Origin of the sequence: Arcticibacter sp. MXS-1 (assembly GCF_041902385.1) — a bacterium.
Lineage (GTDB): Bacteria > Bacteroidota > Bacteroidia > Sphingobacteriales > Sphingobacteriaceae > Arcticibacter.
In genome coordinates this window covers 1,061,089-1,085,567 of the sequence record NZ_CP169244.1, presented here as the reverse complement: position 1 = coordinate 1,085,567, position 24,479 = coordinate 1,061,089, and the positions used below count along the sequence as shown (strand labels likewise).

Here is a 24,479-nt window from a genome sequence, read left to right as displayed (position 1 = left end):
GTATGAAATGTTTTTATACGATTGCACACAAATCGTTATTGCAAAAACTTGTCCTAACCATGAAGCTAACCATCTTGCTGATAACGGTCTTTACCGTGTCTGTGTCAGCAGCAGGTTTTTCGCAGAATAAGATTAATCTGGATGTCAGAAGATCTGCAATCTCAGACGCAATCAGTAAAATTGAAAGTCAGACCTCATACAGGTTCTTATATAATGAAAGCCTGGAGGCTATCCGTAAGAAAGTATCGGTGAAGATTGAGGATGCGGATATTAATTCAGCGATGAAAGAACTGTTAAAAGAAACTGGACTTTCGTATCAGCTTCTTGAAAATCAGCTGGTAGTGATCAAAGAGGCTGGAGCAGGCTCACCCCAGGACGTTGTCGTTACTGGAAAAGTCGTGGACTCAAAAGGAGAGCCGCTTATTGGCGTTTCGGTAAAGATTAAAGGAACCGCACGTGGAGTATCCACTGACGTAGATGGGAATTTTAAGGTTTCTGCCAGCTCTAATGCAGTGCTTGTAATTTCCTATCTCGGCTATGAAACGCGCGAGTATCAATTAAGTGGTGAAAAGAATCTTCGAGTTGTATTGAAAGAATCGGTGAGCCAACTCGATGAAGTAGTGGTTGTCGGTTATGGAGCAGTAAAGAAACGCGATGTTACCGGTTCTGTTGGTAGTGTCTCTTCTGAGGTTCTTACCGCTAAAGGGACTACGTCTGTAATGGGAGCACTTCAGGGAGCTGTTGCGGGCGTTAACATCAGTTCTTCGTCTCCGCGACCAGGAGGATCCTTCAACATCCAGATCCGGGGACAGAATTCGATGAATGCGAGTGGCAGCCGCCCGCTCTATGTGGTTGACGGGATCGTAATGGATAATATCGATTTCCTGAATCCTGCAGATATTGAGAAGATAGACGTTTTAAAGGACGCCTCATCTACAGCTATCTACGGCTCAAGAGGATCAAGTGGCGTTGTACTTGTCACTACCAAGAACGCAAGCGTAGGTGCTACTGCGCGCACATCGGTTTCCTACGATGGGTATTACGGAATCAGAAGTATTGCACGGGTGCCCGATTTCCTGGAGGGAAGGGACTGGGTGGATTTTCGTACTTCGGCTTATTATGAATATAACCCTAAGAGCGGTTTCTTTTTGAGTGAGTCGAGTAAGGGCGCTATTCTCCAGGGCAGTAAAATACTGCAGCAACGTTTATATGATCAGAATTACACAGACTGGCTTAAGCTTGGTACTCAGGACGGACGTCAGCAGAACCACTTTGTAAACATCGCCGGTATTTCGAATAAGATGTCTTATAACCTTGGTGTGGGGTACCAGAATGAGAAAGGAAACTTCGTAAAGGAAAATTTGGATAAATATACACTGAAACTGGGGGTTGTTAATAAGATCTCTGATAAGGTAACGATTGGTGCGAATGCCAACCTTGCTCATACTAATATCAATCAAGGTTCCCAGAACGGCTATCGGGATCTTTTCAGGATGGCTCCTATCCTGGCCGCGTATGATGCCAACGGAAATATTATTGAACAGCCAGGCGTGAAGAATAGTATTGAAGGAAATGGCAACTTTACCAGTTCCGGTAATCCTCTCATAGAGATTAACAGCGGTGACCAGGAAGACAGAATGTTTGATGTTTTGGGTAGTGCCTATGTGCAGTTCACACCAGTAGAGGGTTTGGAATTTAAGTCGACCTTTATGCCTAGATTTAACAGAACTCGAAAAGGTTATTACTACGGCGTTACACCTGACAGGAAACAGGACCTTGCTTATCAAGAAAATACTGAGGCATTCGACTATACCTGGGATAACCAGATCACTTACAGAAAGACACTTGGCAAGGATCATAATATCAATGCGACCCTGATCAACAGCTGGTATAAAACCAGGGATGAGGCTATCCAGGTCCAAACTTCACAACTGCCATATAATTCGGAATGGTATAATATTTTTACCGGTACGCTACAGAGCAACGAGTCAAATAGCTCCTACTCTGAGGCTGCTCTCTTGTCGTATGCTGCCCGCGTGAACTACGAATATAAAGGGAAGTATCTTGTGACAGGAACCGTCCGGTATGACGGAAGCTCGAAACTCGCGGATAAATGGAGATCATTCCCCTCATTTGCGCTGGCATGGCGTGCCGGAGAAGAAGAGTTTCTGAAGACGGCTTGGCTCTCAGACTTAAAAGCCCGCTTTAGTTTTGGCTACTCAGGCAATAATAGCGGTATCAATCCATATGGATCTCAACAGACCCCCATTGCTAACAAGCTGCTTTGGTATAATTTCGGCGAAGGTTCACCGTCGGTAGTGTCTGGTCTGGCTCCCGGTAGCCCTGTTAATACAAGTATCACCTGGGAGAAGACCAGAGAGCTGAACTTTGGACTCGATTTCGGGTTCTTCAATCAAAGGATCTATGGATCGGCAGACTATTATAATAAACTGTCTGACGGCTTGCTTATGAGCAGATCTTTAGCCGTTGAATCAGGAGTAGGTGCAATGACTGACAATGTTGGTTCTGTAAGAAACAAAGGTGTCGAACTTGCATTAACTACGGTTAATATTAGAAATTCGAAGCTTCAATGGACAACCTCTGTAAACTTTGCCTACAACAAGAATAGCATCGAGACCCTAAACGGTGGGAAGAAAGATGATATAGGGAACACCCGATTTATCGGCAAACCAATTAATGTAATATATGACTATAAGATCGTAGGCATTTGGAAGTCGTCTCAGGCAGCGGAAGCAGCTAAGTTTGGGCAGGTACCTGGAAATGCGATCCCTGCTGACATCAAGCCTGATGGCGTATTTAACAGTGAGGACAGGGTGGTACTTGGCCAGGTAGATCCAAAATGGACCGCTAATCTCGGTTCCACATTGACCTATAAAAACTGGGATTTTTCATTTAATATCTATACCCGGCAGGGAACATTCGTGAGTGACAACTTTTTGGCAGAGTTCAGTAATGCTGCTACAGGGGACCGCGGAAGACCGAAAGTAAAACTCGATTATTTTGTACCTGCCAATCTGCCCCGCTACGACTGGAATAACTGGAATACGAGTGCCGGATATCCCCAGGCTGTGTGGGGAAGCTCAGGAGCTGGAAACGAAAATGCAAAATACCCTACATTCAACTTAGCGGGGGGCTTTTATGGAAATAATGGACGTTATACAACAGCTGACTTCGTGAAGGTGAGAAACATCGTTCTTGGCTATACGCTTCCGAAGTCTGTGGTATCGCGCTTAAAGCTAGGTAGCGTGCGCTTTTATGCCAACGTCCTGAATCCGTTCACCTTCACTGACTATGTTGGCTGGGATCCGGAATATGCTACAACTACTCAGGCTAACGGAAACGGTCCTAGCAATATTACTTATCAATTTGGCGTCAACCTTAAATTCTAGAATGATGAAACGTGTTTTAAGCTTGCTAATAGCAGTATATTTTCTTTTCAGCGGCTGTTCCAAGTTTTTGGACGAGGATAACAAGTCGGGAATCACAAACGATGAGTTCTATAAGACTAAAGTTGGTTTTGAGAGTCTGATGACTGCATCATATAACTCACTCAGGGACGTATATGGGCAGGATGGTGAAAATGCCCCCTGGCTGTTCTTTGCCGGGACCGATATGTATCAGCGTCCTCGTAGTAATAGCGACGAAACGTTGATGCGTTATACGCAGCTCTTCCCGACTGAGGGCAGGGTCCTCGCATTTTACAAAAATGTCTATGGCGGTATTCAACGTGTAAATATGGGCTTGCACTACATTGACGGTGCAAAGTTAGACGATGCCTTAAAAACGCAGTATAGAGCAGAACTCACGTTTCTGCGGGCCTTCTATCATTTTCTCCTTTTAGAACAATTTGGCGGGATCGTAATCAATGCAGAGGCAACCCTGTCTCCCCGAACAAATATTCCGCGCAGCAGCCTTCAGGAGTCCTATGCTTTCATTATTTCCGAAATGGAGAAGTCTGTGGAGAACCTTCCTGTTTCCAATCTCCGCTTCGGCAAAGCCGCAGGCTATCACTACCTGGCTAAGGTATACGTGACTAAAGGCTGGGATCTAAAAGATAATGCTGCGTTTACAAAAGCGAAAGAATATGCGTTAAAGGCGATTGATGGTAAGGCCATCACGATTCCGTTTGAGACACTTTGGAGTCCTAAAAATGAAAATAATGCCGAGTTCTTGTTCTCTGTTCAGTATGACCCGGCCTCTCTGCCAAGCAATACAAGCGGAAATGCCCAGCAAGCCTTTTTTGGTCCTTATCTTGGAGGAACAGAGACAGGCTTGAAAAAATATATGGCCGCAATTGTGTACCCATCCTGGAGTTTACATACATTTTATGGACAAAATGATGCCCGCTATAACGCTACGTTCATGCTGACCATTTACAATTCGTATTATGATTATTACGAGGCGGATACCTCGAAATCAAACATTACGGCATATTACCCGAGAGTTTGGGGGCGTGATTTCACAACGGCCGACTCTTTAGCATGGATTAACGCCCATAAAACCAGATTGAAGAAAGGTTTTGTAATGTATCCGTTTAAATCTAATGAGGAAGCCTACCGGTACGCTTATGAACGCGATATGACTACACCTGGCATAAAAAAATTCGACAGTCCGGCGAGTAAAGAAGTGTGGTCCACCCGGGCCAGCGTTAGGGATATTGTCCTGGCCAGAAGGGCAGAAACGTATTTCCTGTACGCTGAAGCATGTATTGGGCTGAATCAGTTTACTGAAGCTGCGCAGTACGTTCAGAAGGTCCTTGACCGGCCAGGCAATGCGAAGGATGGTACCCGGCTGCTGCCCAGCAATGATATTGCCGCTGCAAGTAGTCAAAGCGAGGCAAAGGACTTTTACCTGATAGAAAGTGCGAAGGAGTTCGCCGGCGAATTCCTTCGCTGGCCAGAATTAAGAAGATTAGGCAAGCTAAAGGAGTTCAACCAACGCTATAATTACGATATCAAGAACGTAATTGAAAGTGCCTTGCCAGGAGATGTGGCTAAGCGATACAGGCCAATCCCGCAAAGTGCAATTGACTTGAACGATGCACTGACAGCACAGGATCAGAATCCTGGTTATTGAGCGCCATGAACGATTTGCGCAGCAAATCGGTGCTGTTTGAATGATGATGGTAGGTCCATCGGTATCGGCTTACAGGAGCAGGTATCAAACCGCTGCTAAGTTGCTTTGGTAAAGAGCCAAGGTGGGAAGCGTTAGCAGAAAAGGCATCACAGAGGTGTCAGGTAAGTATAAAGAAGACGAATGAAAATGAACTGCCGAAGAGGCGTCGAAAGGATTAGATGATGTCAAAAGTAAAGTACAGTATCACTTTATTATCAGTTGGGAGGACAACCTGTTTACTGTCCCGGCGGCATCCGGCGTATAGGCAGCGTGAGCTTTATACAGGCATTCAAACGGAACTTGGGAACCTGTGGGAACGATGCGAAGAGAAAAGGACAAGCGGAAGAACCCGCAAGTCCGAAAGTATCGATGCGTTCCACAGGGGCAGAGCCACCCGTAGTAGTGATGACTGCTTTGGAAACATAGCAAGAGCGAAGGGGGGCGTTATCAGGCGCTGTACATTAATAGAAACTGTTTAAGGGGCAACCTACAGGAGGTATAAGATATGTACAGGCCAAAACCAAATTGTATTTCGAGAAAGTCGGTGCAGGAAGCCTACTTGAAGATCAAAGCCAATAAAGGGGCAGCAGGTGTAGACCAGATGAGCATGGAAGCTTTTGAAAAAGAGCGACAGAAACATCTGTATAAGCTCTGGAACCAAATGAGTTCCGGCAGCTACATGCCCCCTTCAATCAAGTTGGTGGAGATACCCAAGAAAGATGGCGGTAAAAGGCCATTAGGCATACCCACCATAACCGACCGTATCGGACAAGCGGTAGTAGCGGAGAAATTGGGAAAGGTGGTCGACAACCTTTTCCATGATGATTCCTACGGCTACCGAGCTAGGAAATCTGCACTACAGGCAGTTGCCAAAGCACGTGAAAGGTGCTGGGAATATCACTGGCTGCTGGATGTAGATATCAAAGGGTTCTTCGACAAGATTCCGCATGACTTGCTTATGCTGGCAGTGGAGAAACATGCAGAGGAGCAATGGATGGTACTGTACATCAAAAGATGGCTGGTAGCCCCCTTGCGACTGGAAGACGGAACAATAGTACCACGGACGAAGGGTGTGCCGCAAGGCTCCGTTATCGGCCCGATACTATCGAACCTCTACCTGCATTACGCAATGGATATGTGGCTGATGGCCAACTATCCTGACCTTGCATTCGAACGCTATGCGGACGATGCGGTCATTCATTGCAGAACCGAAGGACAAGCCATCCGCTTAAAGGAGTTATTGGGCAAACGGTTGAAAGATTGCGGGCTGGAAATGCACGAAGACAAAACAAAAATAGTCTTCTGCAAAGACAGTAACCGCAATGCGAAAACGCCAAAAATAGTGTCGTTCGACTTCCTTGGTTACACGTTCAAGCCCAGACAGGCACAGAACAGCCAGCGAAAAGAAAACTTCACTTGCTTCTTGCCGGGAGTAAGCACAAAAGCATTGACAGCAATGAATAAAAAGCTGAACGAGATGCCGATACTGCGCACACCGTGCATTGAGATAGAAGAAGTTGCCAAAACAATAAATCCTGTCCTGCAAGGTTGGGTCAACTACTACGGGAAATTCTATAGTGCAAAGCTAAGAAGCTTTATGCAAAGAATAAACGCAAAGCTGGCCAACTGGGCAATACGGAAATACAAAGGGTTAAGAAGCAGTGTGACCAGAGCAATGAAGTGGGTAAGCAGTTTATACAACCGCAAACCCAACCTGTTCGCTCATTGGACATTCGGTGCAAAACCCAAACTGGAATATAGATAACGGGAGCCGTATGCGCGGAGACGTGCACGTACGGTTCTGAAAGAATCTCAGGCTGAAATGCCTGGGTTTACTTACTAACCAGTGTTATTATTCAAACGCCCCGCTCAGCGGGGCGTTTGTTATTTTAAAGGGTTCTGTAGCAAACGCCGTTGGGAAACCTGCGACCATCCAGCTCAAAGAAATGGCTCAACCGCTATACACCCTGGTCGAGTGCTGCATGTTAGATATGGGAGTGCTTTTATCCCGTTTGTATAAAGCCTGTTACAAGAGATCCGGCCAGTGGCATGCCGATAACGATTGCGTAAATATTTCTATCTAAATCATTTTTTATTCGGGCTAAAGTCTGTAGAATTGCTTTCGAAGTTGATAAATCTGTTTATACTAACCGGGTAATTAAACGATAAAAACCAAGTATATCAGCTCGTTGTAGCTGCGCAGATGATCAGGTAGAAGGGCTAGATTAATCTTTAAAAATGAAACACACAAGTATATTAAGCACGATATTAGTAGCGTCGCAGTTCATTGCTATGAGCGCGTTTTCGCAAACCGCTTCTCTGCAGAATTGGCCAATTGAAAGCCTTCCCGCTGTAAAAACCACAAGTTTCAAGACTGATACTTTTAACATTGTTAAGTATGGCGCAATTAGTGATGGAAAGACTATTAATACGAACAGTATTAACACGGCCATCGCCGAATGCAGCAAGAATGGCGGTGGTGTTGTGTTAGTCCCAACCGGACTATGGGTCACAGGTCCGATTGAGCTGAAGAGCAATGTCAATTTGCATCTCAAGAGTGATGCAGTGCTTTCCTTCAGTCGCGACTTTAATCAGTATAAGCTTGTTGAAACAAACTGGGAAGGTCTCGCTGCCGTACGTAACCAATCGCCTATCTCCGGTACTAACCTGGAAAATATTGCCATAACAGGCAAAGGGATCATTGATGGAAATGGTGATGCCTGGAGGATGGTTAAGAAAGATAAACTTACCGACTCACAATGGAAGAAGCTGCTTGCTTCCGGCGGTGTGGTAAGTGAAGATAAGAGGATATGGTATCCTTCAGAAAGTTCCTTCAAGGGCTCAAAAGTCAAAGGTGCGGGGGTAATTGCTTCCGGTAAGGGAATCAACAATTATGAAGACATCAAAGACTTTCTAAGACCTAATATGGTTGTTCTGGCCAATTGCAAAAGAGTGCTGCTTGAAGGGGTTGTTTTCCAGAACTCCCCTGCATGGAATCTCCACCCGCTGATGTGCGAGGACCTGATTGTTCGTGATGTCCACGTTAAAAATCCTTGGTACGCACAAAACGGCGATGGAATAGATGTTGAATCGTGCAAGAATGTTTTAATCGAAAACAGCGTTTTTGACGTAGGTGATGATGGGATTTGTATCAAGTCCGGCCGCGATGAAGAGGGAAGGAAAAGAGCAATGCCTACTGAGAACGTCTTAGTAAGGAACTGTACCGTATATCATGCTCACGGCGGCTTTGTTGTCGGAAGTGAAATGTCTGGCGGAGCCAGGAATCTTTTTGTGACCGACTGTACCTTCATGGGAACGGACATCGGGCTTAGGTTTAAAACCACAAGGGGCCGTGGTGGTGTCGTAGAGAAAGTATATGTGAAAAATATCACGATGAAGGATATCCCTGGAGAAGCGATTCTCTTTGATATGTACTATGAAGCAAAAGATCCCGTTCCGCTGACAGGCGAGCAGAGAGAAGCACCAAAGGTGGTCAAGCTTCCGGTTACTGATGCAACTCCTCAGTTCAAGGACTTCTATGTTAACAATGTCGTTTGCGATGGTGCCGAAAAGGCAATCTTTGTAAGAGGGCTTCCCGAGATGGCCATTCACAATATTTCTCTGGAGAATATGACCTTGCAGGCGAAAGTTGGAGTAGAAATAGAAGAGGCCGCGCAGATCAGCCTGAAGAACATTCATCTGATCACAAAGGAGACCAAGCCTGTGATCCGTATCCAGAACAGCAGCGCTCTCAGCTTCGACGATATCAGGTATAACGACTCGGCCGATCTTCTATTCTCCGTAAACGGCGATCGTAACTCAGGCATCAATGTATCAAATACCAATACAAAGAGTGCAAAGAGCCTCTCAGAGTTTAACTTTGGTGCCAATAAAAAAGCACTAAAAATCAAATAAACCAACATGAAAAGAATTAGCGCACTATTGCTATTCAGTTTCCTCTTAACCCTTCAGGCATTTTCGGCACACGCTCAGACAAAGCCGATGTCAGAAAGGATGGCCGCAACGGTTATGGACATTTGGAGCGACTCACTCTGGGTAGGGAGACCGTTTAAGTGGACCTATGATCAGGGTGTTCTCCTGGAGGGAATCTCTGGCATCTGGCAAAAAACTGCCGATAAGAAATACTTTGAATATATTAAGAAGAGTATGGACTTTTTTGTTCAGGATGACGGAACGATCCGTACGTATGAACACAAGTCGTACAATATCGATAATGTTAAAAATGGTCGTGCCTTATTGTTGCTCTACAAGGTAACCGGTCAGGAAAAGTATCTAAAGGCTGCTAAAACGCTCCGCGACCAGCTAAGCACCCACCCCCGTACCAGCGAAGGAGGCTTCTGGCACAAAAAGATCTATCCGAATCAGATGTGGCTGGATGGGCTTTATATGGGCCAGCCGTTCTATGCTGAGTACTCATCTCTGATGAATGATACTACGGCTTTCAATGATATTACTAATCAGTTCGTTTTTATGGAGAGGCACTCCAGAGACGCTGCGACTGGCTTAATGTACCACGGCTGGGACGAGTCAAAGCAAGAGAAATGGGCTAATAAGACCACAGGGTTATCTGCGCATGTTTGGGGCCGCGCGATGGGCTGGTACGGCATGGCATTGGTTGATGCTCTTCCTTATTTCCCCGCTGGGCATGCTGGCAGGAAGCAACTCCTGGATATTCTGGCGCGCTATGCGGAGGCAGTAAAGAAAGTGCAGGATGCCAAAACAGGTGTATGGTACGACATCTTGGATGCCCCTTTAAGAAAAGGTAACTACTTCGAAGCGTCAGGATCCTGCATGTTTGTGTATACACTCGCAAAAGCAGTGCGGCTCGGTTACCTGCCTGAGTCCTACCTCAAGGTAGCGCAGAAAGGATACGAAGGGACTAAAAAGCAGTTCGTTGAGACTGTCAGCCCTGAAAAGGTTAATCTGAAGGGGACAGTAAGCGTGTCAGGGCTGGGCGGTAAGCCGTATCGCGACGGCAGCTTCGAGTATTACATGAGCGAGAAAGTGATCACCAATGATCCTAAGGGTGTTGGTGCTTTTATGCTTGCGGCAAACGAACTGGAACTCTCTGCTCTGCCTAAGACAGGAAAGGGAAAGACGGTAACGCTCGATTACTTCTTCAATAACGAATGGAAGAAGGGACCTGCCGGTGATCTCGTTAGATATCATTACACCTGGGATGATCAGGCTAACAGCGGCTTTTGGTTCTGGGGTAATATTTTCAACTATGCAGGGGCAAAGATCAACAGCCTGACTGTGGCGCCCACTGCCGGGAATCTTAAAAATTCAGATGTTTTTATCATCGTAGATCCCGACACGGAGAAGGAAACCGCAAAGCCGAATTTTATGAGTCCGCAGAATGCGGAAGTACTGTACAACTGGGTGAAGAACGGCGGTGTGTTAGCACTCCTCACCAACGACGCAGCCAACTGCGAGCTCAAGAACTTCAATGTTCTGGCAGAACGCTTTGGAATACATTTTAATGAAGACCTTCGCAACGCTGTAAAAGGCAACGCTTATGAAACAGGCGCCTTTAAAATCCCTTCTGGAAATCCTATCTTTAAGACATCTAAAAAGGTCTATATCAAGGAAATCAGCACAATTAAGCTCTCATCGCCCGCTAAAGCGGTATTTACGGACGGCAATGACGTGATCATGGCAGTAGCAAAAGTGGGTAAAGGTACTGTATATGCGGTCGGAGATCCCTGGTTTTACAACGAATACGTAGACGGCAGGAAGATACCTGCAGAATATGAAAATTTCAAAGCAGCTACTGATCTTGCAAACTGGCTGCTTCTACAATCTCCTAAGAAATAATGCTATGAAACAGAAAGTATTGAAGGTCCATCCCGATGACAACGTTCTTGTAGCCCTGGTCGATCTGCACGAAGGTGAGGTCGTTGAATACCAGGGTGAGGAATATGTGATTAAAGAGAGGATTCCCGCCAAGCACAAGTTTGCGCAGGAAGTCCTTCCTCAGGGAAAAGAAGTGATCATGTACGGCGTGCTGGTGGGGAAGGCGCAATCTGACATTTTGAAAGGTGGCCTTCTCTCTACTGTTAATGTTAAGCACGCAGCCAGTGGCTTTACCATCGGCGAACGACGTACTTCCTGGAATATTCCGGACGTGTCTAAGTGGCAAACCAGAACCTTCTATGGATACCACAGGGCCGACGGAGGCGTTGGTACGGCAAACTACTGGCTTGTTGTTCCTATGGTTTTCTGCGAAAACAGAAACCTTGAAGTCCTGGAAGAGTCGCTGGTAAATCAGCTGGGCTACGGCCGGAACAAGACCTACGCAAATCAGGCCAGGCAGCTTATAGAGCTCTACAGGTCCGGGAAGAATATAAACGATTTGCTCGATGCACCCTTAGATGAGGTCAGTGTTACCCCCTCAAATGAACGTTTATTTCCCAATGTTGACGGCATAAAGTTCTTAAATCACGCCGGTGGCTGTGGCGGAACACGTCAGGATGCAATAGCACTTTGCGGCCTTCTTGCAGGTTATATCACACATCCCAACGTGGCCGGAGCTACTGTTTTAAGTCTCGGCTGCCAGAATGCACAGGTTCAGATACTGGAGGATGAGATTAAGAAGAGGGATCCTAACTTCTCTAAGCCGCTCTATATTCTCGAACAGCAGAAAGTAGGGACAGAATCTCAGCTTCTTTCCCTGGCAATCAAGCAAACTTTTGCAGGGCTCGTCCAGGCTAACGAGTGTAAAAGGGAGCCCGCTCCCTTAAGTAAGATCTGCATTGGTCTTGAATGCGGCGGGTCGGACGGTTTCTCGGGTATTTCTGCAAATCCTGCAATCGGGTATACGTCAGACTTGCTTACTGCTCTGGGAGGTTCCGTTATTTTAGCTGAATTTCCGGAGCTGTGCGGCGTAGAGCAGAACCTCAGCGACCGTTGCGTAGAACCTGAAATTGCTGAGAAGTTCTCGTTCCTGATGAGAACATACAGCGAAAGGGCAGAAGCTGTGGGTTCTGGCTTTGATATGAATCCTTCGCCTGGCAATATTAAAGATGGCCTTATCACCGACGCGATCAAGTCTGCGGGTGCTGCTAAAAAAGGAGGTACATCGCCCGTGGCAGATGTGCTCGATTATCCCGAGAAGGTAAAGAAACGAGGTCTTAATTTACTTTGTACGCCGGGCAATGACGTGGAGTCGACCACAGCAGAAGTTGCATCAGGCGCAAATGTTGTTCTCTTTACTACCGGACTGGGAACGCCTACAGGTAATCCCATCGTGCCGGTTGTGAAATTAGCTAGTAATACAACGCTTTTTAACCGGATGAATGATATTATAGATCTCAATACCGGGACGATTATTGAGGGCGATGAAACCATAGAACAGGCTGGTGAACGCATTTTAGATTATGTGGTCAGAGTGGCGAGCGGCGAGATTGAGGTTGCCGCAGTACGGCATGGTCAGGACGACTTTATTCCATGGAAACGTGGCGTGTCTTTATAAATGAAATATTAGAAACAATAAATAAACGAAGGAGATGAAAAATTTCTTAGATGAAAACTTCTTATTAAATACGAGGACATCTCAGCAACTCTACCACGAGTTTGCTAAAGATATGCCTATTATTGACTATCACAATCACCTCATCCCCGAGCAGATTGCCAACGACATCAACTTCAAGAACCTTACTCAGGTCTGGTTGTATGGAGATCACTACAAATGGCGTGCTATGAGGACCAACGGTGTGAATGAAGAATACATCACCGGAGGAAAGAGTGATTACGAAAAGTTCGAGAAGTGGGCAGAAACGGTGCCTTATACATTAAGAAATCCTCTCTACCACTGGACTCACCTCGAGCTTCAGCGTTACTTCGGAGTATACGATCTGCTTTCTGGCAGCACCGCAAAGAAGGTGTACGATGAATGTACTGAAAAACTGCTTACTCCTGAATATAGCGTAAGAGGACTGCTTAAGAAGGCAAATGTAGAAGCACTCTGTACTACTGACGATCCGATCGATTCACTGGAATACCATCAGCAGATTCTGAAGAGCGGCTTCGAAATCCAGGTAAGACCGGCTTTCCGCCCCGACAAGGCGATGAATGCGGATGATGTTGCCGGATTAAATGCCTATATTGATAAGCTGGAGCAAGTAGCAAATGTATCCATCTCGGATCTTGATTCTTACCTCTCTGCATTAAAGAAACGCCACGATTTCTTCGCAGAAAACGGATGCTGCGTGTCTGACCACGGATTGGAGCAGATCTATGCTGAAGATTATACTGACGAAGAGGTAAAAGCAATCTTCGCGAAGATCAGAGCTAACCAGGCGCTCAGCGAACTTGAAGTTCTGAAGTTCAAATCAGCTATGCTGGTTCACTTCGCCGTTTGGGATCACGAAAAAGGATGGGTACAGCAATATCACCTGGGTGCTCTGCGTAACAATAATACCCGTATGCTGAGCCAGCTCGGCCCCGATACTGGCTGGGATTCTATTGGCGACTTTTCTCAGGGAAGACAACTGTCAAAGTTCCTGAACAGGCTAGATACCGAAGACAAGTTAGCTAAGACAATTATCTACAATCTTAATCCCGCCGACAACGAGCTGATGGCTACCATGATTGGTAACTTTAACGATGGTTCTGTAGCCGGGAAGGTGCAGTTTGGTTCCGGATGGTGGTTCCTTGATCAGAAAGACGGCATGGTTAAGCAAATGAACGCTTTGTCTAATATGGGCTTGATCAGCAGATTCGTTGGAATGCTAACTGACTCAAGAAGCTTCCTCTCTTATCCTCGCCACGAGTATTTCCGCAGAATACTTTGTAATCTGTTCGGAGAGGAAATTGAAAATGGCGAAATGCCGAATGATATCGAGTGGACTGGAAAAGTGATCAAGGATATCTGTTACTATAACGCAAAAAACTATTTTAACCTGTGATAAGTAAGGTTTTATGCTTTGGTGAACTGCTTCTTCGTATCTCCCCCGCGGCGAGCGAAGAAGCAGAAAAACACCCTTTCCTGCTATATGTGGGCGGAGCAGAGGCAAATACAGCGACTGCACTGGCTGCATGGAATATTCCTGTTAAATATTGTACGGTCTTACCGGACAACTTTATGTCAAGATATGTCATTAACTATCTTGAATATAAGGGGATTTACACTTCCTCGATCCAGTTCTCTGGTGACAGGGTAGGGGTTTATTACCTCGACAGAGGAGCAGATCTCAAGAGCAGTGTAGTCTACGATCGCGACCATTCTGCATTTTCTGAGCTGAAGAGAGGTATGATTGACTGGGATAAGGTCCTTAGGGATGTATCCTGGTTTAATTTTACTGCTATTAGTCCTGCTCTGAATGAGAATGTGGCTGATGTCTGCCTCGAAGCACTCGAAGCTGCCTCAAAAAGAAAGATCACGATATCGGTAGATCTGAACTACCGTGCACGCTTGTGGAAATATGGCAAGAAGCCGGTAGACGTGATGCCTGCTCTGGTAGAGCACTGCGACGTGGTGATGGGAAATATCTGGTCGGCTAATTCATTGCTCGGTACTTCCATTGATGAGCACATCCATGAGAAAGGCGGCAGAGAAGCGTACCTGGAGCACGCTAAAGCAACCTCTCTTGAGATTATGGAACGGTTCCCCAAATGCAAAATGGTAGCCAATACCTTCCGTTTTGATCAGGATAAGAATAATCTGCTTTATTACACAAGTCTCTATACCGATGGGGTGCAATACAACTCCTCTGAGTTCAGAACTACCGGTGTAGTAGACCGCTCAGGCAGCGGCGACTGCTTTATGGGAGGACTGATTTACGGCTCTTATTTACATCATAATCCCCAGGATATCGTCGATTATGCAACAGCAGCAGCATTTGGAAAGCTGCAGGAGCAGGGAGATGCGACCGGTCAGGATGTACTGACTGTTGCCAAGATTAAAACCCATAATGCTGATTAACAAATCAGCAAAGCACCGGGGTACTGTAGCAGCTCAGTCTCTATAAGGCACCCGGTTAAAGTATTTGTAAATAGTAAACGTTGACAGACTCCGGTTTGTCGACACATAACATTAAAGAGTATGCAATTAAGTAAAAAAACGTTTCAGGGATACAAAGAACGCCCTGAGAAAGTACTTCAGTTTGGAGAAGGAAACTTCCTTCGTTGTTTTGTGGACTGGATGTTCCATGAATTGAACAAGAAGGCGGATTTTAATGGGTCAATAGTGGTAGTTCAGCCGATTGACAAAGGGATGGTGAATATGCTGAACGAGCAGGACGGTCTTTACACCCTCAATCTGCGCGGCTATAAAGATGGTAAAGCAGAAAGCATCTACGAAACGATCGATGTGATCAGTCGTGGAATCAATCCGTATGAGAACTTCCAGGCTTACCTGCAGACGGCAGAAAATCCTGAAATGCGATATGTAATTTCCAACACTACTGAAGCTGGCATTGCATATGACGAAAACGACCTGCCTACAGCCACTCCTCCAAATTCCTTCCCGGCAAAGCTGACTGTGTGGTTGCATCACCGGTATAAAGCATTTAATGGCGACCAGTCTAAGGGAGTTCATATTATTCCCTGCGAGCTGATTGACAAGAACGCCGACAATCTCAAAAAGATCATCTTCAAATACATTGAGCTGTGGAACCTTGAACAAGGCTTTGCACAATGGCTTACTTCCGCTTGTACATTCAGCAATACATTAGTAGACCGGATCGTACCTGGATATCCAAGAGAAAGAATTGCTGAGATCACCGAGGAGCTTGGATACGAAGACAAGCAGATCGTAGAAGGCGAGCACTTCCACTTATGGGTGATCGAAGGACCTGAAGAACTGCAGAAAGAATTACCTTTCCCTTCTATCGGTCTTGATGTCCTGTATGTGAAAGATGTAACTCCTTACAAGTCTCGTAAAGTAAAGATCCTCAATGGTGCTCACACAGCGCTTGTGCCTGTTGCTTACCTTTATGGCATTGACACTGTGCGTGAGTCTGTTGAACATCCGGTTGTTGGCAAGTTCATTAAGGATGCCATTTTCGAAGAGATCATTCCTACTCTCGACCTTCCCAAAGACGAGCTTGAAAAGTTTGCCAACGAAGTGATTGTAAGATTCAGCAATCCTTATATCAAGCACCTTCTGATGAGCATCGCGCTGAACTCATTCCCTAAGTTTGAGACCCGCGTATTGCCTTCTATCCTTGAGTACAAGAAACGTCTTGGAAGCATTCCTCAGAGACTTTCCTTCTCTTTGGCTGCCACTATTGCTTTCTACAAAGGCAAGCGTGGAGAAGAAGAGATTGCACTGAACGATGATGCTGCCGTTTTGGTTCGTCTTAAATCAGCATGGGCTAAGTACAATGGCACCGAAGAGTCACTGGAAGACGTTGTAAGAGAAGTTCTAGGTTTCGAAAAGAACTGGAAGATGGACCTCAACGAAGTAGAAGGTCTTACCGCTGCAGTAACCAAACATCTCGCCAATATTGAGCAGCTTGGTATGCAAAAAGCGCTTGAATTAGTATAAATTTTCGTAAATTATCAGCAAGCAGATGAAAAACTCCGCTTGCTGGTAACAAGTATAATAATGAAAGAATTAATTAAAATTCATTCCCGCGATAACGTGGTGATTGCGCTCAGGAACTTTGCCAAGGGCGATGTGATTGAGGTAGACGGGAAGAGCATTGAGTTGCTGAATGATATTGAACGCGGTCACAAGGTAGCAATCGCCGACATCGAAAATGGTGCCGATATTGTCAAATATGGTTATCCCATCGGCCGGGCTATTGCTCCTATCAAAACAGGAGAGCACGTACACGTTCAGAACGTAAAGACGAAGCTGGGAGATGTTTTTGATTATTCATATGAGCCCGAACTTCACGAGCTGGCCCATCCTAAACGCGATCTGACTTTTAACGGGTACAGACGCAAAAATGGCGAAGTGGGTATCCGTAACGAAATCTGGATCGTGCCTACTGTAGGTTGCGTGAACGGTATTGCGGAGCAGATCATTCGTGAATTCAAGGCTGAAGAAAATCCCGATGATATTGAAGGGATCGAAGTATTCAAGCACAGCTACGGATGTTCTCAGCTAGGCGATGATCACCAGAATACACGTACAATCCTTGGCGATATCGCTTTGCACCCAAATGCAGGTGGTGTGTTGGTATTGGGTCTCGGCTGCGAGAACAATAAGATCGACGAGTTCGAAGCTTCTTTAGGTAACTATGATAAGAGCCGTATCAAGTTCTTATCAAGCCAGAGCGCGCAGAATGAAGTGGAAGATGCGAAAGCCCTGCTAAAGGAAATATACGAAGAAGTGCGCAAAGATAAACGCGAGCCTATTCCTATTTCTGAGTTAAAGGTGGGTCTGAAATGCGGTGGATCTGACGGGCTTTCCGGTATTACAGCCAATCCGCTTGTAGGATATTTCTCCGATTTCCTGATCAGTCAGGGAGGTACTACTATTCTTACTGAGGTTCCTGAAATGTTTGGGGCAGAAACCATCCTGATGAACAGGTGTGTTACTGAAGAGGTGTTCGAAAAGACGGTACACCTGATCAACGACTTCAAGCAGTACTTTATTGACCTTAAACAACCTATTTACGAGAATCCTTCTCCGGGTAACAAGGCGGGAGGTATATCTACTCTTGAAGACAAGTCGCTTGGCTGTACCCAGAAGGGTGGCGTAGCCAATGTAGTAGACGTCTTAAAGTACGGTGAACGACTGAAAGAAAAAGGTTTGAACCTGCTGAGCGCTCCTGGAAACGACCTGGTAGCCACTACAGCACTGGGTGCTTCCGGGTGTCATATCGTGCTGTTCACCACCGGCAGAGGTACTCCGTTTGGCAGCTTTATTCCTACATTGAAGATCGCTACCAACTCTGAGCTTGCTAACAAGAAAGCACACTGGATCGACTATAATGCCGGGCCATTAGCTGAGGATAAGACCTTTGATGAAGCTCTGGAAGAGTTCATAGATAAGATCGTTCGTGTTGCAAGCGGTGAAAAAGCTCACCACGAAAAGAATGGCTTCAGAGAGATCGCCATTTTCAAAACTGGTGTAACGCTATAATTTGATACATCAAAAAGCCTCGATTCATTTCAAGATTTGAGGCTTTTTATTAAAAGATTGGTAACTAAAAAGAGGCTGTTTCGACTTATGAGACAGCCTCTTTTTGTTTGGAGGTTCATTGCTTTCCAGACTAATCAGAACATTCAACCAGCTTTAATCACCCGTTAAGGGCGCAGCTCGTGAGTGTTTTTCTTTCAGTGGCCTTAGCAGGCTTTATCACCATTCAAGGCGCTGCTCAGGTAAGATTTTAAAGATGTTCTCCAAGCTCAGAGGAACTCTTAGATCTTAACTTTTACAACGAGTTTCTTAATAACGCCTTCTCCGATCATAGGAGCGTGTACGTCCTCAGGGAAGAAGATAGCGAACTGACCAGGCTGAAGTTCAAAATACATGCCGGGCTCGTCCTTGTAGAAGATTACATCTTTCTCTGCGTTGTACTCAGCAACAGGGTCCTTTACCGCGCTTCTGGTGCTCCATCCCATTTTCTCTTTTCCTGCAATACACACCTGGATGTCGATAAAATTATTGTGTGCTTCAAACTTTGCATCTGCAACAGCTACACCCTCTTTTGCTGAAACTGCAGAAGTAAGAGAGCCTTCTTCTATAACTGTCTTTCCAACTTCAAGAGCATTTAAGTCTTGTCCTTTCAGGTATTCAAACGCTTTCACGAAGCTCTTGTGAACGCTGAAGTACTTCTCAGCGTTTTCCAGTGAATCTATTATCATGGCTTTTAGGTTATGAATTTATTAAATAAGTAATTCCGTGTAAGTTAAAAAAAGAAATCCGCCCTTTGCTTTGAGGCAGGGGGCGGATTTAGTATTAGATTGATGCCCAGCGGGCCTTTTATTATCTCTGAACCCTGCCTGAAGCATCACCCTTGATCAGAGTCTGTACTTCAGAAAGTGTAGCGTGATTTAAGTCGCCAGGGATTGTATGCTTCAATGCAGAAGCACCAACGCCAAATTCTGCAGCTTCGCCCATTGGCATGCCTGTAACCAGGCCGTAGATAAATCCACTTGCAAATGAGTCGCCGCTACCAACACGGTCAACAATACGAACTTCGTATTTCTTAGTCTGATAGAATTCGTTACCATCGTAAACCAGGGCAGACCAGCCATTGTCAGATGCACTGTGGCTCTCGCGAAGAGTAGAAGCAATGTATTTGAAACCGAATTTCTCTTTCATCTGCTGGAATACATCCTTGTATCCTGCAAGGTTAAGCTCGCCCTTCGTGATGTCAGTACCAGCGCTCTTGAATCCTAATGTAGTTTCAGCATCTTCTTCATTTCCGATACATACATCTACATACTGGCAAAGGTTGCTCATTACTTCTCTTGCCTTTTCTTTGCTCCAAAGCTTTTTACGGTAGTTCAGGTCGATACTTGTTGTGATACCTTTAGCTTTTGCAGCCTTTAAAGCAGCTTCTGTTAAAGTAGCAGCCTTGTCGCTAAGGGCAGGAGTGATACCAGTAGTATGGAACCAGTCAGCTCCTTCAAAGATCTTATCAAAGTCAAACTCAGAAACGTCTACGTCTGCGATTGAAGCGTCAGCACGGTCGTAGATAACTTGTGATGCACGCATAGAAGCTCCGGTTTCAAGGAAGTAGATACCTAATCTTTTTCCTCCTCTTGCTACAAACTGAGTGTCAACGCCGTATCTTCTGATGTGGTTAATAGCTGCCTGGCCAAGAGCATTGTCAGGAACCTTAGAAACAAAAACTCCGTTCAGACCATAATTGCTTACTGCCACTGCAACGTTTGCTTCACCGCCTCCATAGGTAACATCGAAGCTGTCACTCTGTACAAAACGCTCAAATCCAGGAGTAGATAAACGCATCATGATCTCTCCCAGTGTTACAACTTTTTTAGACATATTTATTTTACTTTATATATAAAAAGGTTTACTTTAATTTATACTTGAATAAGAGTTACCAAAAGTACATTATAGTTGCTCAGTTAGTAGGCCGTTATACCTATATTACATAAAAAATTTACGCAATCGTTTGCGGTTAAAACATTAAACTTCAATCGAATTGTAATTTTATCAAAGTTGCAATGTTTTTTCTGTTTGGTTGCCAAAATGACAACTATTTGGCTAGTTTTTAATATGTGATCCTGGTCATCTGCGGTTAAAGTTACTATAAATTTTATACATTAGCCCTCGTTATAATTCCGAAAATTTACTAAACACGATATGGATAAGAAATCAGAACTTTTAAAAGTTATACCTGAGCAAGGTATATTACCATTGTATTTTAACAAGGACACTCAAGTGAGCCTCGACCTTTTAAGGGCTTTGTATGAAGCAGGAATCCGCTCTGTAGAGTATACGAACCGCGGAGAAGCTGCTTTAAAGAATTTTGCAGCAATGCGTCAGCTTTGCGAGACTGAATTAAAGGGTATGTACCTCGGTGTTGGTACCATTAAGGATGCTGCAAGCGCTCAGGCTTTCATCGATGCAGGTGCCGACTATATCATCAGTCCCGGACTGGTAGAAGACGCTGCAGAAGTGGCAGACAAGCACAACATGCTGTGGGTACCGGGCTGTATGACTCCTACTGAAATCATCAAAGCAGAAAAGCTGGGGGCTAAATTTGTAAAATTATTCCCTGGTAACATCCTTGGCCCTTCATTCCTTTCTGCCATCAAAGAACTGTTCCCTAACGTTTTGTTTATGCCTACTGGTGGTGTTGATCTTGACAAAGAGAACATTGCCGGCTGGTTTAAGGCTGGTGTTTGCGCTGTAGGTATGGGCAGCAAGCTGGTTACTAAAGATATCATGGAGAACAAGAAGTATGACGAACTGATTGCTCTTACCAAGCAGGCTATCGAAATAGTAAAGTCTTGTAAGAAATAACCTACAACCGATAAATTTAAATCAAATGAAAGAGACTAAGATTGGGAAATACAGATGGGTTATTGCTACTCTTCTACTTTTTTCTACCACCATTAATTACATGGACCGTCAGGTAATCAGTTACCTGAAAGAGTACTTTTCAACACCAGTTTCAGAAGGGGGATTTGGCTGGACCAATACTGATTTTGCCTATGTAACTTCTTTTTTTACAGCGTTCTATGCCGGCGTAACTATTGTCGCCGGGTGGGTGATTGATAAGATCGGTACCAAGTTAGGGTTAGCTCTTTCATTGATCATCTGGTCGTTTTTCGGTATCCTTAATGCTTTTGTGGGCGGAACGGTTGCCATGCATGTGGTGGTAAGAAGCTTATTTGGAATCGGTGAAGCTGGAAACTTTCCCGCCTCTATTAAGACCGTTGCTGAATGGTTTCCGAAGAGAGAAAGAGCTCTGGCTACAGGCCTTTTTAACAGCGGTTCCAATATTGGGGCAATGATTGCTTCACTGTTTGTTCCCTGGTGCCTGGTGTATTTCGGCGCAGAGCTGGGCTGGAAGATGGCATTTATCATTACCGGCGCCGTAGGCTTTTTGTGGCTTATTTTCTGGTTCGCTTTATACGAATCTCCTTCTAAACACAAGAAGCTGACAAAGGAAGAGTATGATTACATTCACAGTGACGATATCGCCATGCACGTAGCTCCGTCCGAAGACGTGGCAATAAAGGAAAAGATCTCCTGGGGCAAGCTCTTCGGCTACCGTCAAACCTGGTCTTTCTTCTTCGGAAAGTTCCTTACAGACGGGATCTGGTGGTTCCTCTTGTTCTGGCTTCCTGACTACCTCAAGAAACAGTTCGGTATGACCGGTCACGAAGTCATGCTCCCAACCTTCATCGTATACGGTGTCGCGATCTTTGGAAGTATCTTCGGAGGAAGCGTGCCAATGTTCTTTATGAATAAGGGTATGGAAGCATATAAAGCGAGAATGACGGCCATGTTTATCATCGCATTATTCCCGCTGGTCTTGTTGTCTACCCAGTACTTTGGTGACACGGCAGTGTTCGGAAGCATGGCTTCTACATTGGCAGTAGCCGTTATCTGTGTTGGAGCAGCGGCTCACCAGGCATGGTCTGCCAACTTATTTACCACCGTTTCTGACCTCTTTCCTAAAAAGGCAGTAGGTTCAATTACTGGCATCGGCGGTCTGGCCGGAGGTATAGGTGGCGTCTTGGTTCAGCAGCTCGCCGGTCGTCTTACCGACTTTTACCAGAGCACCCCTCAAACAGCATATACGATCATGTTTGTGGTCTGTGCTATGTCATATGTTGTCGCCTGGTTATTAATGAAGCTATTTGTGCCTAAATTCAGCCCGATAACAGATCTATAAATAAATATTGTATTCGTGAGTTTTGATCAAAAATTAGAATCACTCTATCAATCAGAAGTCGATATTCCTGATGAGTTCCGCATTGCGGAGCTTCATCAGCGGGAATACCTTTCTAATGGAGAGATGAAGCCGTGGAACGGCGCGGTTACAGAGGTCTATTCTCCTGTCTGTATCCCCGGTCCCAACGGACCCGAGCGGAAACTGATAGGAACCTACCCCGTCTGTACCGAAAAAGAGGCGATGGAAGCCCTTGATGCAGCTATTGCCGCCTACGATAACGGGCGTGGCGAATGGCCAACTATGAGTATTGATGGCAGGATCAAATGCATGGAGCGCTTCATTTATAAAATGAGCGAACAGCGTGATCTCATCATTAAGCTTATTATGTGGGAGATTGGAAAGTCGCATGCCGACTCCACCAAAGAGTTCGATCGTACCGTTGAGTACATCAACGCTACCATTGATGCCCTGAAGGACATCGACAGGCGCTCATCCCGCTTTGAAATTGAAGAAGGAGTAGTTGCTCAGATCAGGCGTTCGCCGATCGGAGTCGTACTCTGTATGGGGCCGTTCAATTATCCATTGAATGAGACCTTTACTACGCTTATCCCTGCCATCCTGATGGGGAACACCCTGCTATTCAAACCACCCAAGCATGGTACTTTACTTCACTATCCTTTGCTGAAAGCCTTTCAGGAGTCCTTCCCTAAGGGAGTAGTAAATACTATTTACGGTCGTGGTGCGGTGGTTACACCCGGACTAATGGCCTCCGGTAAAGTGAACGTTCTTGCGTTCATTGGATCGAGTAAGGTGGCGAACGACCTGAAAAAGCGTCATCCAAAGATCAACAGGCTTCGTGCTGTGTTGAGTCTGGATGCAAAGAACGCAGCCATCGTAACGAAGAACGCAGACCTGAAACTGTCTGTTAACGAGTGTATCCTTGGTGCGCTTTCGTTCAACGGTCAGCGTTGTACCGCCATCAAGATGATCTTCGTTCACAAAGACGTAGCTGACGACTTCCTGAAGCTTTTAAGCGAGGAGATTGCCAAAATGAAATGCGGTATGCCATGGGATAAAGACGTGAAGCTTACCCCGGTCGCAGAACCTGGAAAGCCAGCCTATCTCAAGGAATGTATCGATGACGCAATTGCTAACGGAGCGAGAGTAGTGAACGAGCATGGAGGTACCTCAGTTGCTTCGTTCTTCTACCCTGCGGTTGTTTATCCGGTTAACGAGAAAATGAAGTTGTACCGCGAGGAACAATTCGGTCCGGTAATCCCGGTAATTCCGTTTGAATCGATCGAAGAACCGATCCAGTATCAGATTGATTCTCCGCACGGAATGCAGGTGAGCATTTTCAGTAACGATGCGAACGAGATTTCAGCGCTGATTGACCCCTTTGTCAATCTGGTGAGCCGCGTAAATATTAACGCACAGTGCCAGCGTGGTCCTGACGTGTTCCCTTTCACTGGTCGTAAAGACAGTGCTGAAGGTACATTATCAGTTCACGACGCATTGCGCTCGTTCTCCATCCGCTCACTCGTAGCTACCAAGCTGAACGAGAATAACAAGAAGTTGCTAAACGAGATTGTGAGTGATCACACCTCTAACTTCCTGAGTACAAAGTATATTTTCTAGTTATAGAAGATACTAAAGCCCTCGCCAACCACCGGCGGGGGCTTTTTTTGATCCCTGTTTCTGGTTTTACAGGTTCTGAAGGCCGCTCAGTTCCCGCGTGTCATCTCCCTTTCATATGCTGCCCACGAAGGGTTTTTCCTGGAAGTACCTTTGTCTTTATTCAGCGTATGGCTTTTTTTTAAAGGGGGCAACGAGAGTGGTTCGCTAAGTGCAGAGACCAAGGAGAACAATCGCAGCCCTTCGCCCTCCGTTTGTACGTGCCGTTCATGAGTGCTTTTTGTGACCGTGTATTTGTTTTTCAGGACAGAAAGTGGACCTCTCCCATGTTGCGCCTTGCTAAACTCTCCCTCCCTCGAAGTTCGTGAATCGTTTGCGCCCTCCCCGCCACACAAGCGACGTGAACACGGA

General features: G+C 45.6%; 15 protein-coding genes. 13 read left to right on the top strand and 2 right to left on the bottom strand.

Annotation, left to right across the window (positions count from 1 at the left end):
* Positions 1-59 precede the first annotated feature (59 nt).
* The 10 genes from ACES2C_RS04440 (at position 60) to ACES2C_RS04395 (ending at position 18,196) form a co-directional block, all read left to right on the top strand.
* On the top strand, positions 60-3,410 hold the full coding sequence (locus tag ACES2C_RS04440) for a TonB-dependent receptor (protein ID WP_374165799.1): 3,351 nt from the start codon (positions 60-62) through the stop codon (positions 3,408-3,410).
* 1 nt (position 3,411) lies between these two features.
* Entirely contained in the window at positions 3,412-5,097 is a 1,686-nt protein-coding gene (locus ACES2C_RS04435) for a RagB/SusD family nutrient uptake outer membrane protein (RefSeq protein WP_374165798.1), read from the top strand.
* A 544-nt stretch (positions 5,098-5,641) separates the two neighbouring features.
* Entirely contained in the window at positions 5,642-6,901 is a 1,260-nt protein-coding gene (ltrA, locus tag ACES2C_RS04430; RefSeq protein WP_374165797.1) for a group II intron reverse transcriptase/maturase, read from the top strand.
* 473 nt (positions 6,902-7,374) lie between these two features.
* Complete coding sequence (locus ACES2C_RS04425) at positions 7,375-9,051, top strand: glycoside hydrolase family 28 protein (protein ID WP_374165796.1); 1,677 nt, start codon at positions 7,375-7,377, stop codon at positions 9,049-9,051.
* 6 nt (positions 9,052-9,057) lie between these two features.
* Positions 9,058-10,974, top strand: a complete 1,917-nt coding sequence (locus ACES2C_RS04420; protein ID WP_374165795.1) for a glycoside hydrolase family 88 protein — start codon at positions 9,058-9,060, stop codon at positions 10,972-10,974.
* Positions 10,975-10,978: 4 nt separating this feature from the next.
* A complete protein-coding gene (locus tag ACES2C_RS04415) occupies positions 10,979-12,631 on the top strand; it encodes a UxaA family hydrolase (RefSeq protein WP_374165794.1) in 1,653 nt (550 codons plus the stop codon).
* A gap of 34 nt (positions 12,632-12,665) precedes the next feature.
* Positions 12,666-14,066, top strand: a complete 1,401-nt coding sequence (uxaC, locus tag ACES2C_RS04410) for a glucuronate isomerase (RefSeq protein ID WP_374165793.1) — start codon at positions 12,666-12,668, stop codon at positions 14,064-14,066.
* The gene (locus ACES2C_RS04405) at positions 14,063-15,082 is read left to right on the top strand and encodes a sugar kinase (RefSeq protein ID WP_374165792.1); all 1,020 of its coding nucleotides are present in this window, start codon (positions 14,063-14,065) and stop codon (positions 15,080-15,082) included. The genes uxaC and ACES2C_RS04405 overlap by 4 nt, the downstream gene beginning before the upstream one ends.
* Before the next feature lie 120 nt (positions 15,083-15,202).
* Complete coding sequence (locus ACES2C_RS04400; RefSeq protein WP_374165791.1) at positions 15,203-16,648, top strand: tagaturonate reductase; 1,446 nt, start codon at positions 15,203-15,205, stop codon at positions 16,646-16,648.
* 60 nt (positions 16,649-16,708) lie between these two features.
* Positions 16,709-18,196, top strand: coding sequence for a UxaA family hydrolase (locus tag ACES2C_RS04395; RefSeq protein WP_374165790.1), 1,488 nt, complete (start codon positions 16,709-16,711; stop codon positions 18,194-18,196).
* 278 nt (positions 18,197-18,474) lie between these two features.
* On the opposite strand, the gene ACES2C_RS04390 is transcribed toward ACES2C_RS04395, so the two are convergent.
* Positions 18,475-18,921: a YhcH/YjgK/YiaL family protein gene (locus ACES2C_RS04390; RefSeq protein WP_374165789.1), complete on the bottom strand. Its 447-nt coding sequence runs from the start codon at positions 18,919-18,921 to the stop codon at positions 18,475-18,477.
* Positions 18,922-19,042: 121 nt separating this feature from the next.
* The gene (locus ACES2C_RS04385) at positions 19,043-20,068 is read right to left on the bottom strand and encodes a PfkB family carbohydrate kinase (RefSeq protein WP_374165788.1); all 1,026 of its coding nucleotides are present in this window, start codon (positions 20,066-20,068) and stop codon (positions 19,043-19,045) included.
* Between the two features lie 321 nt (positions 20,069-20,389).
* Here ACES2C_RS04385 and ACES2C_RS04380 point away from each other — a divergent pair, with 321 nt between their 5' ends.
* Genes ACES2C_RS04380 through ACES2C_RS04370 form a run of 3 tightly spaced genes read left to right on the top strand, consistent with a single transcriptional unit; the run spans position 20,390 to position 24,071 of the window.
* Positions 20,390-21,052, top strand: coding sequence for a bifunctional 4-hydroxy-2-oxoglutarate aldolase/2-dehydro-3-deoxy-phosphogluconate aldolase (locus tag ACES2C_RS04380; RefSeq protein ID WP_374165787.1), 663 nt, complete (start codon positions 20,390-20,392; stop codon positions 21,050-21,052).
* Positions 21,053-21,077: 25 nt separating this feature from the next.
* Positions 21,078-22,433, top strand: coding sequence for an MFS transporter (locus tag ACES2C_RS04375; RefSeq protein ID WP_374165786.1), 1,356 nt, complete (start codon positions 21,078-21,080; stop codon positions 22,431-22,433).
* A 15-nt stretch (positions 22,434-22,448) separates the two neighbouring features.
* On the top strand, positions 22,449-24,071 hold the full coding sequence (locus ACES2C_RS04370; protein ID WP_374165785.1) for an NADP-dependent glyceraldehyde-3-phosphate dehydrogenase: 1,623 nt from the start codon (positions 22,449-22,451) through the stop codon (positions 24,069-24,071).
* The last annotated feature ends 408 nt before the right edge of the window (positions 24,072-24,479 follow it).

Coding starts and splice junctions, on each gene's coding strand:
- ACES2C_RS04440 (WP_374165799.1), top strand. CDS start 60: ATGAAGCTAACCATCTTGCTGATAACGGTCTTTACCGTGTCTGTGTCA.
- ACES2C_RS04435 (WP_374165798.1), top strand. CDS start 3,412: ATGATGAAACGTGTTTTAAGCTTGCTAATAGCAGTATATTTTCTTTTC.
- ltrA (WP_374165797.1), top strand. CDS start 5,642: ATGTACAGGCCAAAACCAAATTGTATTTCGAGAAAGTCGGTGCAGGAA.
- ACES2C_RS04425 (WP_374165796.1), top strand. CDS start 7,375: ATGAAACACACAAGTATATTAAGCACGATATTAGTAGCGTCGCAGTTC.
- ACES2C_RS04420 (WP_374165795.1), top strand. CDS start 9,058: ATGAAAAGAATTAGCGCACTATTGCTATTCAGTTTCCTCTTAACCCTT.
- ACES2C_RS04415 (WP_374165794.1), top strand. CDS start 10,979: ATGAAACAGAAAGTATTGAAGGTCCATCCCGATGACAACGTTCTTGTA.
- uxaC (WP_374165793.1), top strand. CDS start 12,666: ATGAAAAATTTCTTAGATGAAAACTTCTTATTAAATACGAGGACATCT.
- ACES2C_RS04400 (WP_374165791.1), top strand. CDS start 15,203: ATGCAATTAAGTAAAAAAACGTTTCAGGGATACAAAGAACGCCCTGAG.
- ACES2C_RS04395 (WP_374165790.1), top strand. CDS start 16,709: ATGAAAGAATTAATTAAAATTCATTCCCGCGATAACGTGGTGATTGCG.
- ACES2C_RS04390 (WP_374165789.1), bottom strand. CDS start 18,921: ATGATAATAGATTCACTGGAAAACGCTGAGAAGTACTTCAGCGTTCAC.
- ACES2C_RS04385 (WP_374165788.1), bottom strand. CDS start 20,068: ATGTCTAAAAAAGTTGTAACACTGGGAGAGATCATGATGCGTTTATCT.
- ACES2C_RS04380 (WP_374165787.1), top strand. CDS start 20,390: ATGGATAAGAAATCAGAACTTTTAAAAGTTATACCTGAGCAAGGTATA.
- ACES2C_RS04375 (WP_374165786.1), top strand. CDS start 21,078: ATGAAAGAGACTAAGATTGGGAAATACAGATGGGTTATTGCTACTCTT.